Genomic DNA, 13,919 nt, shown 5'->3' with positions numbered 1-13,919 from the left:
GCCGGCGGGAGACAGATCCAGCATTAGGAGACCATTCTGATGTCCGTCGACGCACCTCCGGTGGGTGAGCTGCGCGCCCACCGGGCCTTTCCGGCGCGCATCGGGCCCAAGGGCAACCTGATCTACCGCCTGATCACCACGACCGATCACAAGCTGATTGGGATCATGTACATCGTCGCGTGCTTCGCCTTCTTTTTCGTCGGCGGGCTAATGGCGCTGTTCATCCGCACCGAGTTGGCCGCACCGGGGCTGCAGTTTTTGTCGAACGAGCAGTACAACCAGCTGTTCACGATGCACGGCACGGTGATGCTGCTGTTTTACGCCACCCCGATCGTGTTCGGGTTCGCCAATCTCGTGCTGCCCCTGCAGATCGGCGCCCCCGATGTGGCCTTTCCGCGGCTCAATGCATTGTCGTTCTGGCTCTTCGTGTTCGGGGCCCTGATCGCCCTGGCGGGATTCATCACCCCGGGCGGCGCCGCGGATTTCGGCTGGACGGCCTACACCCCGCTTTCCAACGAGGTCCATTCCCCCGGCGCCGGAGGCGACCTGTGGATCTTGGGGCTCATCGTCGGTGGCCTGGGCACCATCCTGGGCGGGGTCAACATGATCACCACGGTGGTGTGCCTGCGCGCGCCGGGTATGACGATGTTCCGCCTGCCGGTCTTCACCTGGAACATCCTGGTCACCAGCACCATGGTGATAGTGGCGTTCCCACTGCTGACGGCCGCACTGTTCGCCGCCGCCGCCGACCGCCACCTCGGCGCGCACATCTTCGACGCGGCAACCGGCGGAGTCCTGCTGTGGCAACACCTGTTCTGGTTCTTCGGCCACCCGGAGGTCTACATCATCGCGCTGCCCTTCTTCGGCATCATCACCGAGGTCGTCCCCGTGTTTTCCCGCAAGCCCCTGTTCGGCTACACCACGATGGTGTACGCCACCATCAGCATCGGAGCGCTGTCGATCGCGGTCTGGGCGCATCATCTCTATGCCACCGGCGCGGTGCTGCTGCCGTTCTTCTCATTCACGACGTTCTTGATCGCGGTCCCCACCGGGATCAAGTTCGTCAACTGGATCGGCACCATGTGGAAGGGCCAGCTGACCTTCGAGACACCGATGCTGTTCGCGATGGGCTTCCTGGTCACGTTCCTGCTGGGCGGCTTGTCGGGGGTGCTGCTGGCCAGTCCTCCGATCGACTTCCACGTCACCGACACCTATTTCGTGGTCGCGCACTTCCACTACGTGCTGTTCGGCACCATCGTGTTCGCCACGTATGCGGGAGTGTACTTCTGGTTCCCGAAGATGACCGGCCGCCTGCTCGACGAGCGGTTCGGCAAGCTCCACTTCTGGCTGACGCTGATCGGCTTTCATACGACGTTTCTGGTGCAGCACTGGCTGGGCAGCATGGGCATGCCGCGTCGGTACTCCGACTATCTGCCCACCGACGGCTTCCAGCCGCTCAACGTCGTCTCGACGATTGGCGCGTTCATCCTCGGCTTCTCGATGCTGCCGTTCGTGTGGAATGTGTTCAAGAGCTGGCGTTACGGCGAGCCGGTCACCGTCGACGATCCATGGGGACACGGCAACTCGCTGGAGTGGGCCACCTCGAGCCCGCCGCCACGACACAACTTCACCGAGCTCCCCCGTATCCGCTCCGAGCGACCCGCCTTCGAACTGCACTACCCGCACATGGTCGACCGATTGCGCGCTGAATCCCACGTGCGGTACGGGACCGCGGATGCGCGGTGAGCGTGACGACGGAATTGTTGTCGCCCAGACCTTTCGGCACGTTTACCCCGTCCGCTCCCGCGGTGCCGGCACCGGGCCGCATCCACGACGTCATCATCGTCGGCTCGGGTCCGGCGGGGTACACCGCAGGGATTTATGCGGCGCGAGCGCACCTCGACACGGTGTTGATCGAAGGGACTGCGCGTGGCGGGGCGCTGATGGCCACCACGGTCGTCGAGAACTATCCCGGCTTCCGCGAGGGCACCAGCGGGCCACTTCTGGTGCAGGACATGCGCGCCCAGGCCAAACGGTTCGGCGCCCGGCTGCATCCCGACAAAGTCGATGATTTCCGGTTAGACGGTGACGTCAAGATCGTGGGGGCCGCCGGGAAGGTCTGGCATTCCCGCGCCGTGATCCTTGCCATGGGTTCGGCCCCGCGGGCGCTTGGCGTCGCCGGCGAGAAGAGGCTACAGCGCCGAGGCGTCAGTACCACCGCCAAGGATGCGGGTTTGTTGTTGCGCGGTAAGGATGTCGCCGTTGTCGGCGGAGGGGACGCCGCGATGGAGGAGGCGCTCTTCCTGACGGGGATCGCGCGCAGCGTCACCATCATTCATCACCGCAATACCTTTCGCTCATCGCCGATCACCACCGCCCGGGTAAGCGCACACGACAAGGTCGCCGTGCTGACCAACACCTCGGTCCTCGCCGTCCAAGGGAGGCGGTGGGTGACCGGCCTGCGGCTGCGACAACGCTTCGACGGCGCCGAGCGCGATCTGCCGGTTTCCGCGGTGATCGTGGCCGCCGGGCAAGGCCCCCGTTCGGAGCTGCTTGTGGGCATCGTCGATCTCGATCCCCACGGGTATGTCCTCACTCGAGACGCGACCAGCCACACCTCGGTCGACGGCGTATTCGCCGCCGGCGACCTGGTTGACCGCCGCTACCGACAGGCCATCACCGCGGCCGCCAGCGGTTGCGCATCCTCCGTCGACGCCGAACGCTGGTTAGCGAAATCCGTTCTGGGGCAGCGTCAATGATCAAGGGTTGCCCGGCTAGATCATCACCACGACCTGCAGAATATCGGCGGCGGATCGGATCGTTCTATCGCAGGACGGGCATCGAGCGACGCGTCGGGACAGCCGCCGCGAGGGAGACGCCGGGTGCAGCTCCCGCGCGGTGCACTCGGCTGTGTACTCCAACGCATCGAGATGGCCGGCGCACACGAAACCGCAGGCATTACCTTCCTCGTCACAGTCATCGCGTTTGCAGTAACCCACCATGTGAAACTCCACATACGCCGCCGCCGGCCGGGCGCACCGAAAACCATTGTCGAGGAAGGCCAGCTGACACTGTGGCGAGAAATCGAGATGTTCGATGCCGCAGGAAGTGGCGATCGGGCTCCGCGCCCGAACCGGCGAGTCTGTGATCGTGGCGGTGGGTCTCGGCGCGACCTCCTGGGCCTCCGCAGGTCTGGTCATACAGTTGAGCCTGACGCGCGGCGGGGTTAACCGTCATCACCCCCGCCGTTCATTCACCCGGGTGATTGGTGGCGAAGGGTGATGACAGTCCACAACGGTCGGGGCCAGGCTCACAACCTGGAACGGAGGCACACGTGGACCCACTATTTCATGCCCTGCTCGGCGACTCGGCCGGTGTCGCCGGTGCCGCCATCAAATCCTCGACGCTGTTTCTCACCGCCGCAGTCCTGTTCCGCTTCACGGAGCGACGCACACTGGCCGAATTCGCGCCGTTCGACTGGATCGCCGCGGTCGCCGCAGGCGCCATCGTCGGTAGGGCCGCCACCGCCAGTGACGCGTCGTGGCTCAGCGCAACCACGGCGCTGATCTGCCTCCTTGTCGCCCACGCGGTGTTGGCGAGATTGCGCTTCATTCCGGGGGTCCGACGGTTCATCGATCCACCCCTGAAAGTGCTGGTCCGCGATGGGCAGGTAGACCGACGCAGCCTGCGTCAATGCGGGTTGACCGTCGCCGACCTCGAGGCCGTGTTACGCCTGCACGGGCACCCCAACGCCGACCGCATCAATCTCGCGATCTTCGAGGCCAAAGGCGCCATTTCCGTTCTGCGCAAAGACGATGACTGCGGAGCGGCGCGAGTTTCGAACCGATACCGGGGTTCTAGACCGTGAAGCCGAGAGCGCGCAGTTGTTCCCGCCCGTCGTCGGTGATCTTGTCCGGGCCCCACGGCGGGTTCCACACCCAGTTGATCTTCAGCTCGTCGACCAAGCCGGCACCGACGAGTGCGCTGCGCGACTGGTCTTCGATGACGTCTTGCAACGGGCAGGCCGCCGAGGTGAGCGTCATGTCGATCAACGCCACCGGGCCCATCTCGCCGTGCTCGACCTCCAAGCCGTAGACCAGGCCCAGATCCATGACGTTGATGCCGAGTTCGGGGTCGACGACGTCATGCATCGCTTCCTCGACATCGGCGAGCAACTCGTCATGCGGTGTGGTGGTCTCGCTCATCTGTAACCTCCTCGAGGGCTGCCAATTTCTTTGAGTAAGCCTGTGCCAGCGCGTCTTTGCACGCCATCCATCCCAGCAGCGCGCACTTCACCCGCGCGGGGTATTTGGCCACCCCGGCGAACGCGACCCCGTCGCCGAGCACGTCCTCGTCGCCCTCGATGGTGCCACGCGAGGACACCATCTCGGTGAACGCGGTGATCGTCTTGAGGGCATCGCCGACACTTTGACCGATCACCTGCTGGGTGAGGACCGAAGTGGCCGCCTGGCTGATCGAGCAGCCCTGCCCGTCATACGACACGTCGGCGACGGTTTCGCCGTCGTCGGATAGCGCGACGCGCAGGGTGACCTCGTCACCGCAGACCGGGTTGACGTGGAAGACCTGGGCGCCGAACGGCTCCCGCAGCCCGCGGTGCTGCGGGTGCTTGTAGTGATCGAGGATCACGTCCTGATACATCTGTTCGAGGCGCAAGGTCAGTCTCTCCCAATCCTTGGCGACGACCCGCTGTGCCCGCCGGGCTTGCGATCGCCGACGAAGAAATCCAGCGCGCGGCGCACGCCCGTCACCAACCGCTCGACCTCCTCGGCGGTGTTGTACACCGCGAAGGACGCCCGGGCGGTGGCCGCCAGTCCGAACCGGCGGTGCAGCGGCAGCGCGCAGTGGTGCCCCACTCGCACCGCGACACCATCGTCGTCGAGCACCTGGCCAACGTCGTGCGCGTGCACGCCGTCGACGACGAAAGCCACTGGCGATCCACGGTTTTCCAGCGAGGTAGGCCCGATGATCCGCACGCCGTCGAGCCCGGACAGGCCCTCGATGGCGGCGGCGACCAGCTCGCGTTCGTGCGCCTCGACGGCGTCCATGCCGATGCCCTCGAGATAGCGGGCCGCCGCGGCCAGGCCGACCACCTGCGACGTCATCGGGGTGCCGGCCTCGAACCGCTGCGGGGGCGCGGCGTAGGTGGAGGCGTCCATGGCCACGTTCTCGATCATCGAGCCGCCGGTGAGGAACGGTGGCATCGCCGACAGAAGATCGCTGCGCCCGTAGAGCACGCCGATCCCGTTGGGGCCCAGCATCTTGTGCCCGGAGAAAGCGGCAAAGTCGACGTCGAGTGCGTGGAAGTCGACCGGGCGGTGCGGCACCGACTGGCAGGCGTCCAGCACGGTGAGCGCGCCGACGGCTTTGGCGCGGGTGACCAGTTCGGCCACCGGCGCGAGCGCGCCGGTGACGTTCGAATGGTGGCTGAAGGCAACCACTTTGACGCGCTCGTCGAGCTCGAGGGAGTCCAGGTCGATGCGGCCCTCGTCGGTGATGCCGTACCAACGCAGCGTGGCACCGGTGCGGCGGGCCAGCTCCTGCCAGGGGACCAGGTTGGCGTGGTGTTCGAGCTCGGTGGTGACGATGACGTCGCCGGGACCGACGGCGCGCTCGAAGCGGTCGTCGCCCAGCACGTAGGAGACCAAATTGAGCGCCTCGGTGGCGTTCTTGGTGAAGATCAGCTCTTGCGGGTCAGCGCCGACGAACGCCGCGATGTCGGCGCGGCCCTGCTCGTAGGCATCGGTGGCCTCCTCCATCAGCTGGTGCGCGCCGCGATGCACGCCGCCGTTGGACGTCAGCAGAAATTCGCGCTCGGCGTCGAGTACCTGCAGCGGGCGCTGCGCCGTCGCCCCGGAATCCAGATACGCCAACTGATTTCCGCCGCGCATGACTCGCTTGAGGATGGGGAAGTCGGCGCGAATGGCCGCCACGTCCAGCGGAGACACGGAGGCAGACATGCTTACGCCCCGGTAACCGCCGGTTGCGAAAAGCGCACGTAGCCGTTCTGCTCGAGTTCGTCGGCCAATTCCGGCCCGCCGGATTCCGCGATGCGGCCGCCGACGAACACGTGCACGTATTCGGGGTGAATGTAGCGCAGGATCCGCGTGTAGTGCGTGATCAACAGGAGTCCGCCATGTTCGGTCTCGGCGTAGCGGTTCACGCCCTCGCTGACCACCCGCAGCGCATCGACGTCGAGCCCGGAGTCGGTTTCGTCCAGGATGGCGATCTTGGGCTTGAGCAGTTCGAGTTGCAGGATCTCGTGACGCTTTTTCTCACCGCCGGAGAAGCCTTCGTTCACATTGCGCTCGGCGAAGGCCGGGTCGATCTCGAGCGAGGACATCGCGGCCTTGACCTCTTTGACCCAGAGCCGCAACTTCGGGGCCTCGCCGCGCACGGCGGTCGCCGCCGAACGCAGGAAGTTCGACACCGAGACGCCCGGCACCTCGACCGGATATTGCATGGCCAGAAATATTCCCGCGCGTGCGCGCTGGTCGATGCTCATCTCCAGCACATTCTCGCCGTCCAGCGTGATGGAGCCCGAAGTAACCGTGTACTTGGGGTGACCGGCGATGGCGTAGGACAGCGTCGACTTGCCCGAACCGTTGGGACCCATCAGGGCATGCGTCTCACCGGATTTCACCGTCAAGTCGACGCCGTTGAGGATGGGAATCTCTTGTTCGCCCTCGGCGGCGTTCGGGTTCTCAACGCTGACGTGCAGGTCTTTGATTTCCAAAGTCGTCATGAAGCTGTCGCTCTCGATTCGGTAATGGCCAATTCATGTTCGATGGCTGCGGTGAGGCGTTCCCGTACCTCGGGCACCGCGATCTTGGAGATGATCTCGCCGAAGAAGCCGCGAACCACCAGTCGGCGGGCCTCCTCTTCGGGGATGCCGCGGGAACGCAGGTAGAACAGTTGCTCGTCGTCGAAACGTCCGGTGGCGCTGGCGTGTCCGGCGCCGACGATCTCCCCGGTCTCGATCTCCAGGTTCGGTATCGAGTCGGCGCGCGCGCCGTCGGTCAGGACCAGATTGCGGTTCACCTCGAACGTTTCGGTATCGGTGGCTTCGGCCCGGATCAACACGTCGCCGACCCAGACGGTATGGGCATCGGGGCGCTGCGATTCCGAATCACCCTGTAGCGCACCTTTATAGAGCACATTGGACTTGCAATTCGGCTGCGCGTGGTCGACGAGCAGCCGCGACTCGAGGTGCTGGCCGTCGTCGGCGAAGTACAGGCCCAGCATTTCCGCGTCCCCGCCGGGGGCCGAGTACCGCACGTTGGCCGTCATCCGCACCACCTCACCGCCGAGTGTGACGGCGACGTGGCGCAGCACCGCGTCCTTACCGAGCCTGGCGTGGTGCATGCTGACGTGCACGGCGTCGTCGGCCCAGTCGGCGAGCCACACCACGGTGAGCCGGGCGGCATCGTCGACCACGAATTCGACGTTGTCGGCCAGGGTTCCGCTGCCCCGATGGTCGATGACGACGACCGCCTCGGCGAGCTCACATACCCGGATCTGCAGGTGCCCATAGGCCACCGCACCCTCGCCGGGGCCGGTGACGGTGACGCCGACCGGCTCGGCGATGCGTGTATCGCGCTCGACGGTGATCAGCGTCGCGGAGTTGAACGAGGAAAACGCCTGTGCTGCAACACGGTCGGTCGGGACACCGCCCTGGCCGAGCCGCTCGTCACCGCGGCGGACGGTCTCGACCCGCAGGCCGGGTTGTTCGCCGGCGCTGACGTCGACTTTGCCGGTCGCGTGCGCCGAGCCGTCGTGCAGGCCGCGTAACCGGCGCAGCGGGGTGAATCGCCAGATTTCGTCGCGGCCGTGCGGAACCTCGAAGGCGTCCACATCGAACGAGGAGAACAGCTCCCCCTTGTTCAACGCGGCCAGGGCCGAGCCCTCAACCGCTTCAGTCAGATTCGTCACTAGCCGACCGCGCCTTCCATCTGCAGCTCGATCAGCCGGTTGAGCTCCAGGGCGTACTCCATGGGCAGCTCTTTGGCGATCGGTTCGACGAAACCGCGCACCACCATCGCCATGGCCTCGTCCTCGGTCATCCCGCGACTCATCAGGTAGAACAGCTGGTTCTCGCTGACCTTGGACACCGTGGCCTCGTGGCCCATCGTGACGTCGTCCTCGCGGATGTCGACGTAGGGGTAGGTGTCGCTGCGGCTGATCGTATCCACCAGCAGCGCATCGCATTTCACGCTGGATCGCGACCCGTGCGCGCCCTTGTTCATCTGCACGAGACCGCGGTATGAGGTGCGACCGCCGCCGCGGGCCACCGACTTCGAGACGATGTTGCTGGAGGTGTTGGGCGCCAGGTGCAGCATCTTGGCGCCGGCGTCCTGGTGCTGGCCGTCCCCGGCGAACGCGACCGACAGCACCTCACCTTTGGCGTGCTCGCCGGTCATCCAGACGGCGGGGTACTTCATGGTCACCTTGGAGCCGATGTTGCCGTCGACCCATTCCATGGTGGCGCCGGCTTCGGCGCGGGCGCGCTTGGTGACCAGGTTGTAGACGTTGTTGGACCAGTTCTGGATCGTGGTGTAGCGGCACCGGCCGCCGGGCTTCACGATGATCTCCACCACCGCCGAGTGCAGCGAGGCCGAGGAGTACACCGGCGCGGTGCAGCCCTCCACGTAGTGCACGTAGGCGCCCTCGTCGACGATGATCAGCGTCCGCTCGAACTGGCCCATGTTCTCGGTGTTGATCCGGAAGTAGGCCTGCAGCGGGATGTCGACGTGTACGCCCGGCGGCACATAGATGAACGACCCGCCGCTCCACACCGCGGTGTTCAGCGCGGAGAACTTGTTGTCCCCGGCCGGGATCACGGTGGCGAAGTACTGCTTGAACAGATCCTCGTGCTCGCGCAGACCGGTGTCGGTGTCGACGAAGATCACGCCCTGGGCTTCGAGGTCCTCGCGGATCTTGTGGTAGACCACCTCGGACTCGTACTGCGCCGCCACACCGGCGACGTAGCGATTCTTCTCGGCTTCCGGGATCCCCAACCGGTCGTAGGTGTTGCGGATGTCCTCGGGCAGGTCGTCCCAGGTCTGGGCCTGCTGCTCGGTGGACCGCACGAAGTACTTGATGTTGTCGAAGTCGATGCCACCGAGGTCCGAACCCCACGTCGGCATCGGCTTCTTGGCGAAGGTCCGCAGCGCCTTCAGCCGGGCTTCCAGCATCCACTCGGGCTCGTTCTTCTTCATCGAGATGTCACGCACGACCGCCTCGGACAGCCCGCGCTTGGCGCTGGCGCCCGCGACGTCCGAATCGGCCCACCCGTACTCGTACCGACCCAGCGAGGCAATCGCCTCTTCCTGGGTCAGCGGCTCGGCGTCAATAGCGGCCTTGGTGGCTTCTGGGCTGAGTGTCATAGTGACGCTCCTTCGATGCTCGTGGACTTGCGGCGCGGGCTGGGCGCCTTCGAAGTGGGCACTGTCAGTGGTACGTGCGTGGTGCAGGCGCAGTCGCCGTTGACGATGGTCGCCAGCCGCTGCACATGGGTGCCCAGCACCTCGGCCATTGCCTGCTGTTCGGCGTTACACAGCTCCGGGAATTCCTCGGCGACGTGGGATACCGGGCAGTGATGCTGGCAGATCTGCACGCCGTGGATCGGCCCGCCGACCTGCGTGGTGCTGGCGACATAGCCGGCCTTGGTCAACGCGGTGGCGATCCGTTCGGCGGCGGCCTCGACGTCCGCGTCCGCCGCGCTGTCGGCCGCGGTCACCTCGGTCAAAATGGCGTCGATCCGCTGCCGGGCGAACGCCTGAACCGCCTCTTCACCACCGATTTCGCGCAGCTGCCGCATGGCCGCCGCCGCCAAGTCGTCGTAGGCGTGGTCGAGCTTGGCCCGGCCGCCGGCGGTCAACCGGTAGCGCTTGGCGGGACGCCCGCGTCCCGCCTGCTGCCATGCCGCGGCGGCCGTGGCCTCGGCATCGCCGGCCTCGATCAACGCATCGAGATGCCGGCGCACACCGGCGGCGGCCAGGCCCAGCCGGTCACCGATCTCGCCGGCGGTGATCGATCCGGATTCCAGCAGCAGGCGCACGATGGCGCGGCGGGTGTGGCCATCCGCTGTGAGACCCGTCGATGCGCCGGCGTCGGCCGCGGCGGCACCATCGAGGCTGGTTCGGATTTTCACAACACCAGTGTGACGCAATTCCGACGATCGGTCTAGCAAGGGTCCCCTGTCTTGGCGTTGCGCTGGTCACACGCAGCGGCCCGCTCTGCGACGTTGGACCGACGGCTACGCTGCTCTGATGGCAGCCCGCCACCACACGCTGAGCTCGTCGATCGCGAGTCTGCACGGCGACGAGCAAGCGGTGGGTTCGCCGCTGAACGATACCGAGCTCACCGCGCTGCGCCGCACCCGCCTGTGCGGTGCCACCGGCACCATGCTGATGGCGATCGGCGCGCTCGGCGCCGGGGCCCGGCCCGTCGTGCAGGACCCGACGTTCGGGGTGCGGCTGCTCAACCTGCCGTCGCGCATCCAAACCGTGTCGTTGACGATGACGACGACGGGCGCGGTCATGATGGCGCTGGCCTGGCTGATGCTCGGGCGATTCGCGCTGGGCAACCGGCGGATGTCCCGCGGCGACCTGGACCGCACCCTGCTGCTGTGGGTGCTGCCGCTGCTGATCGCCCCGCCGATGTACAGCAAGGACGTCTACTCCTATCTGGCGCAGAGCCAGATCTCCCTGGAGGGCCTCGATCCGTACCGGGTCGGCCCGGCCTCGGGGCTGGGACTGTCCCACATCTTCACCCTGTCCGTGCCGACCCTGTGGCGAGAGACGCCCGCGCCCTACGGCCCGCTGTTCTTGTGGATGGGACGCGGCATTTCGGCGGTCACCGGCGACAACATCGTCGCCGCGGTGCTGTGTCACCGGCTCGTGGAGCTCCTCGGCGTCGGACTGATCGTGTGGGCGACGCCGAGGCTGGCCCGGCGCTGCGGTGTCGCCGAGGTCAGCGCCCTGTGGCTTGGTGCGGCCAATCCGCTGCTGATCATGCATCTGGTGGCCGGGGTGCACAACGAGGCCCTGATGCTGGGCATGATGCTGGCCGGGGCCGAATTCGCGCTGCGCGGCGTCTCAGACGTCGTGACGTCTGGTGGCCGGGGTGCACAACGAGGCCCTGATGCTGGGCATGATGCTGGCCGGGGCCGAATTCGCGCTGCGCGGCGTCTCAGACGTCAAAGCCCCGCGCCTGCTGCCACACTCCTGGAAATTCGGGCCCGACTGGGAACCGCTGGGCATGCTGGTGGCGGGCGCGGTCCTGATCACGCTGTCGTCGCAGGTAAAGCTGCCGTCGCTGCTGGCGCTGGGCTTCGTCACGATGGCGCTGGCCTACCGCCGGGGAGGAACCCTGCGCGCCCTGCTGCTGACGGGCGGCGGCATGGCGGCGCTGTCGCTGGCGGTGATGGCCGTCGTCGGCTGGGCCAGCGGGCTGGGCTTCGGCTGGATCTATACGCTGGGCACCGCGAACGTGGTGCGCAGCTGGATGTCGCCGCCGACGCTGCTGGCGCTCGGCACCGGGCAGGTGGGCATCCTGCTGGGCCTGGGCGATCACACCACCGCGGTGCTGGGGCTGACCCGCGCGATCGGCGTGCTGATCATCACGGTCATGGTGGCGTGGCTGCTGCTGGCCGTCTTCCGCGGCAGGCTGCACCCGATCGGCGGGCTCGGCGTCGCGCTGGGCATCTGCGTGCTGCTGTTTCCGGTCGTCCAGCCCTGGTACCTGCTGTGGGCGATCATCCCCCTGGCCTGCTGGGCCACCCGGACCGGCTTCCGGGTGGCGGCGATCGTCATCAGCCTCGTCGTCGGCATCTTCGGCCCGACCGCCAACGGCGACCGGTTCGCGCTGTTCCAGATCATCGACGCCACACTGGCCAGCACCGTCATCGTGGTGGCGCTCATCGCGCTGACCTACACGCGGTTGCCGTGGCGGCGGCCGCCGGTGCCGGCCCAGCAACCCGAGCCCCCGGCGGCCGTCGACCCCGCGTCGCCCGCGCAGCCTGCCCCGACCCCGCGGCCGGCGCCGGCCCATGACGCCTACGCTGATTCCACGTGAGCCGCGCCGACGACGATGCAGAGCGAAGCGATGAGGAGGAGCGGCGCTCGTGAGCCGCGCCGACGACGATGCAGAGCGAAGCGATGAGGAGAAGCGGCGCAGGTGACCTCCGACGTTCCTGAAACCGTCGTGCGCCTGCGCGGCGTGAGCAAGCACTACGGATCCGTCACGGCCGTCTCCGATCTCGACCTGGAGGTGCACGCCGCCGAGGTGCTGGCCCTGCTCGGTCCCAACGGCGCCGGCAAGACCACGACGGTCGAGATGTGCGAGGGTTTCGTGCGCCCGGACGCCGGCACCATCGAGGTGCTGGGCCTGGACCCGATCGCCGACAACGCGCGGCTGCGGGCGCGGATCGGTGTGATGCTGCAGGGCGGCGGCGGCTACCCCGCGGCCCGCGCCGGCGAGATGCTCGACCTGGTGGCCGCCTACGCCGCGGACCCGCTGGACCCGGCATGGCTGCTGGACACGCTGGGCCTCACCGACGCCGCGCGCACCACCTACCGGCGGCTCTCCGGCGGCCAGCAGCAGCGGCTCGCGCTGGCGTGCGCGCTGGTCGGGCGGCCCGAACTGGTCTTCCTCGACGAGCCCACCGCGGGCATGGACGCCCACGCGCGGCTGCTGGTGTGGGAGCTGATCGACGCGCTGCGCCGCGACGGCGTGACGGTGCTGCTGACCACCCACCAGCTCAAGGAGGCCGAGGAGCTCGCCGATCGGATCGTCATCATCGACAACGGGGCGACGGTGGCCTCGGGCACGCCCGCGGAGCTGATGCGCAGCGGGGCCAAGGACCAGCTGCGGTTCAGCGCGCCGCCGCGGCTCGACCTGTCCCTGTTGTCCGCCGCGCTGCCCGAGGATTACAAGGCCACCGAGGTGACGCCGGGCGAGTACCTGGTCGAGGGCCCGGTCGACCCGCAGGTGCTCGCGACGGTCACGGCGTGGTGCGCCCGGATCGACGTGCTGGCCACCGATATGCGCGTCGAGCAACGCAGTCTCGAGGACGTGTTCCTCGACCTCACCGGCAGGAAGTTGCGGCCATGAGCGAATCACCGTTTCCCGCAGGCACTTTCGCCCCCGACCCGCGCCCCAGCGCGGTGCCGAAAATGCTGGCGGCGCAGTTCGCTCTGGAGCTCAAGCTGCTGCTGCGCAACGGCGAACAGCTGCTGCTGACGATGTTCATCCCGATCACGCTGCTGGTGGGGCTCACGCTGCTGCCACTCGGCTCGTTCGGGCAGCACCGGGCCGCCACCTTCACCCCGGTCATCATGGCGCTGGCGGTGATCTCCACGGCGTTCACCGGGCAGGCGATCGCGGTCGCCTTCGATCGTCGCTACGGGGCTTTGAAACGGCTTGGCGCCACGCCACTTCCGGTCTGGGGGATCATCGCGGGCAAGTCCCTGGCCGTCGTCACTGTGGTGTTCCTGCAGGCAATCCTGTTGGGCGCCATAGGTTTTGCGCTCGGCTGGCGACCCGCCCTGATCGCGTTGGCCTTCGGCGCCGCGGTCATCGCGCTGGGCACCGTCGTGTTCGCGGCCCTCGGCCTGCTGCTCGGCGGGACGCTGCGGGCCGAGATCGTGCTGGCGGTCGCCAACCTGATGTGGTTCGTCTTCGCCGGCCTGGGCGCGCTGACCGTGGAAACCGAGATCATCCCGGCGGCGGTGAAATGGGCGGCCCGGCTGACCCCGTCGGGCGCGCTGACCGAGGCGCTCTCACAAGCGATGACCGTGTCGGTGGACTGGTTCGGGGTGATCGTCCTGGCGGCGTGGGGTGCGCTGGGCGCGCTCGGCGCACTGCGCTGGTTCCGGTTCACCTGACGGCCGCCCGGC

General features: G+C 67.3%; 13 protein-coding genes and 1 pseudogene. 6 read left to right on the top strand and 8 right to left on the bottom strand.

Annotated features, from left to right (window positions below; genetic code table 11):
* Positions 1-39 precede the first annotated feature (39 nt).
* Positions 40-1,746: an aa3-type cytochrome oxidase subunit I gene (gene ctaD, locus ACZ50Z_RS05575; protein WP_464482634.1), complete on the top strand. Its 1,707-nt coding sequence runs from the start codon at positions 40-42 to the stop codon at positions 1,744-1,746.
* Positions 1,747-1,808: 62 nt separating this feature from the next.
* Complete coding sequence (locus ACZ50Z_RS05570) at positions 1,809-2,759, top strand: NAD(P)/FAD-dependent oxidoreductase (protein ID WP_464486104.1); 951 nt, start codon at positions 1,809-1,811, stop codon at positions 2,757-2,759.
* 15 nt (positions 2,760-2,774) lie between these two features.
* On the opposite strand, the gene ACZ50Z_RS05565 is transcribed toward ACZ50Z_RS05570, so the two are convergent.
* Complete coding sequence (locus tag ACZ50Z_RS05565; protein ID WP_464482633.1) at positions 2,775-3,200, bottom strand: hypothetical protein; 426 nt, start codon at positions 3,198-3,200, stop codon at positions 2,775-2,777.
* 134 nt (positions 3,201-3,334) lie between these two features.
* Between ACZ50Z_RS05565 and ACZ50Z_RS05560 the strand changes: the two genes are divergently transcribed.
* Entirely contained in the window at positions 3,335-3,868 is a 534-nt protein-coding gene (locus ACZ50Z_RS05560) for a DUF421 domain-containing protein (protein WP_464482632.1), read from the top strand.
* Here ACZ50Z_RS05560 and ACZ50Z_RS05555 read toward each other — a convergent pair.
* From ACZ50Z_RS05555 to ACZ50Z_RS05525, 7 genes are read right to left on the bottom strand one after another with little or no spacing between them, the layout of a single operon-like run.
* Entirely contained in the window at positions 3,858-4,205 is a 348-nt protein-coding gene (locus ACZ50Z_RS05555; RefSeq protein WP_008258091.1) for a metal-sulfur cluster assembly factor, read from the bottom strand. The two genes, ACZ50Z_RS05560 and ACZ50Z_RS05555, sit on opposite strands and share 11 nt — an antisense overlap.
* Positions 4,180-4,680, bottom strand: coding sequence for a Fe-S cluster assembly sulfur transfer protein SufU (gene sufU, locus ACZ50Z_RS05550; protein WP_464486103.1), 501 nt, complete (start codon positions 4,678-4,680; stop codon positions 4,180-4,182). Before sufU ends, ACZ50Z_RS05555 begins: the two co-directional genes overlap by 26 nt.
* Positions 4,677-5,978 carry a cysteine desulfurase gene (locus ACZ50Z_RS05545; protein ID WP_464482631.1) on the bottom strand — a complete coding sequence of 434 codons (1,302 nt, stop codon included), beginning with the start codon at positions 5,976-5,978 and terminating at the stop codon, positions 4,677-4,679. Before ACZ50Z_RS05545 ends, sufU begins: the two co-directional genes overlap by 4 nt.
* 2 nt (positions 5,979-5,980) lie before the next feature.
* Positions 5,981-6,763, bottom strand: a complete 783-nt coding sequence (gene sufC, locus ACZ50Z_RS05540; RefSeq protein WP_464482630.1) for a Fe-S cluster assembly ATPase SufC — start codon at positions 6,761-6,763, stop codon at positions 5,981-5,983.
* On the bottom strand, positions 6,760-7,950 hold the full coding sequence (sufD, locus tag ACZ50Z_RS05535) for a Fe-S cluster assembly protein SufD (protein WP_464482629.1): 1,191 nt from the start codon (positions 7,948-7,950) through the stop codon (positions 6,760-6,762). The genes sufC and sufD overlap by 4 nt, the downstream gene beginning before the upstream one ends.
* Complete coding sequence (gene sufB / locus ACZ50Z_RS05530) at positions 7,950-9,404, bottom strand: Fe-S cluster assembly protein SufB (protein ID WP_464482628.1); 1,455 nt, start codon at positions 9,402-9,404, stop codon at positions 7,950-7,952. The genes sufD and sufB overlap by 1 nt, the downstream gene beginning before the upstream one ends.
* On the bottom strand, positions 9,401-10,210 hold the full coding sequence (locus ACZ50Z_RS05525; RefSeq protein WP_464482627.1) for a helix-turn-helix transcriptional regulator: 810 nt from the start codon (positions 10,208-10,210) through the stop codon (positions 9,401-9,403). The genes sufB and ACZ50Z_RS05525 overlap by 4 nt, the downstream gene beginning before the upstream one ends.
* A gap of 79 nt (positions 10,211-10,289) precedes the next feature.
* Between ACZ50Z_RS05525 and mptB the strand changes: the two are divergent.
* From mptB to ACZ50Z_RS05510, 3 genes and pseudogenes are all read left to right on the top strand, one after another.
* Positions 10,290-12,096 (top strand): annotated as a pseudogene (mptB, locus tag ACZ50Z_RS05520) (polyprenol phosphomannose-dependent alpha 1,6 mannosyltransferase MptB).
* 102 nt (positions 12,097-12,198) lie between these two features.
* Positions 12,199-13,134 (top strand): ABC transporter ATP-binding protein, encoded by a 936-nt coding sequence (locus ACZ50Z_RS05515; RefSeq protein ID WP_464482626.1) that lies wholly within the window; start codon positions 12,199-12,201, stop codon positions 13,132-13,134.
* Positions 13,131-13,907, top strand: a complete 777-nt coding sequence (locus ACZ50Z_RS05510) for an ABC transporter permease (RefSeq protein WP_464482625.1) — start codon at positions 13,131-13,133, stop codon at positions 13,905-13,907. Before ACZ50Z_RS05515 ends, ACZ50Z_RS05510 begins: the two co-directional genes overlap by 4 nt.
* Positions 13,908-13,919 lie beyond the last annotated feature (12 nt).

The organism is Mycobacterium sp. NTMscope_MAC_269 (genome assembly GCF_976985695.1).
This window is presented reverse-complemented; position numbering and strand designations above follow the sequence as displayed.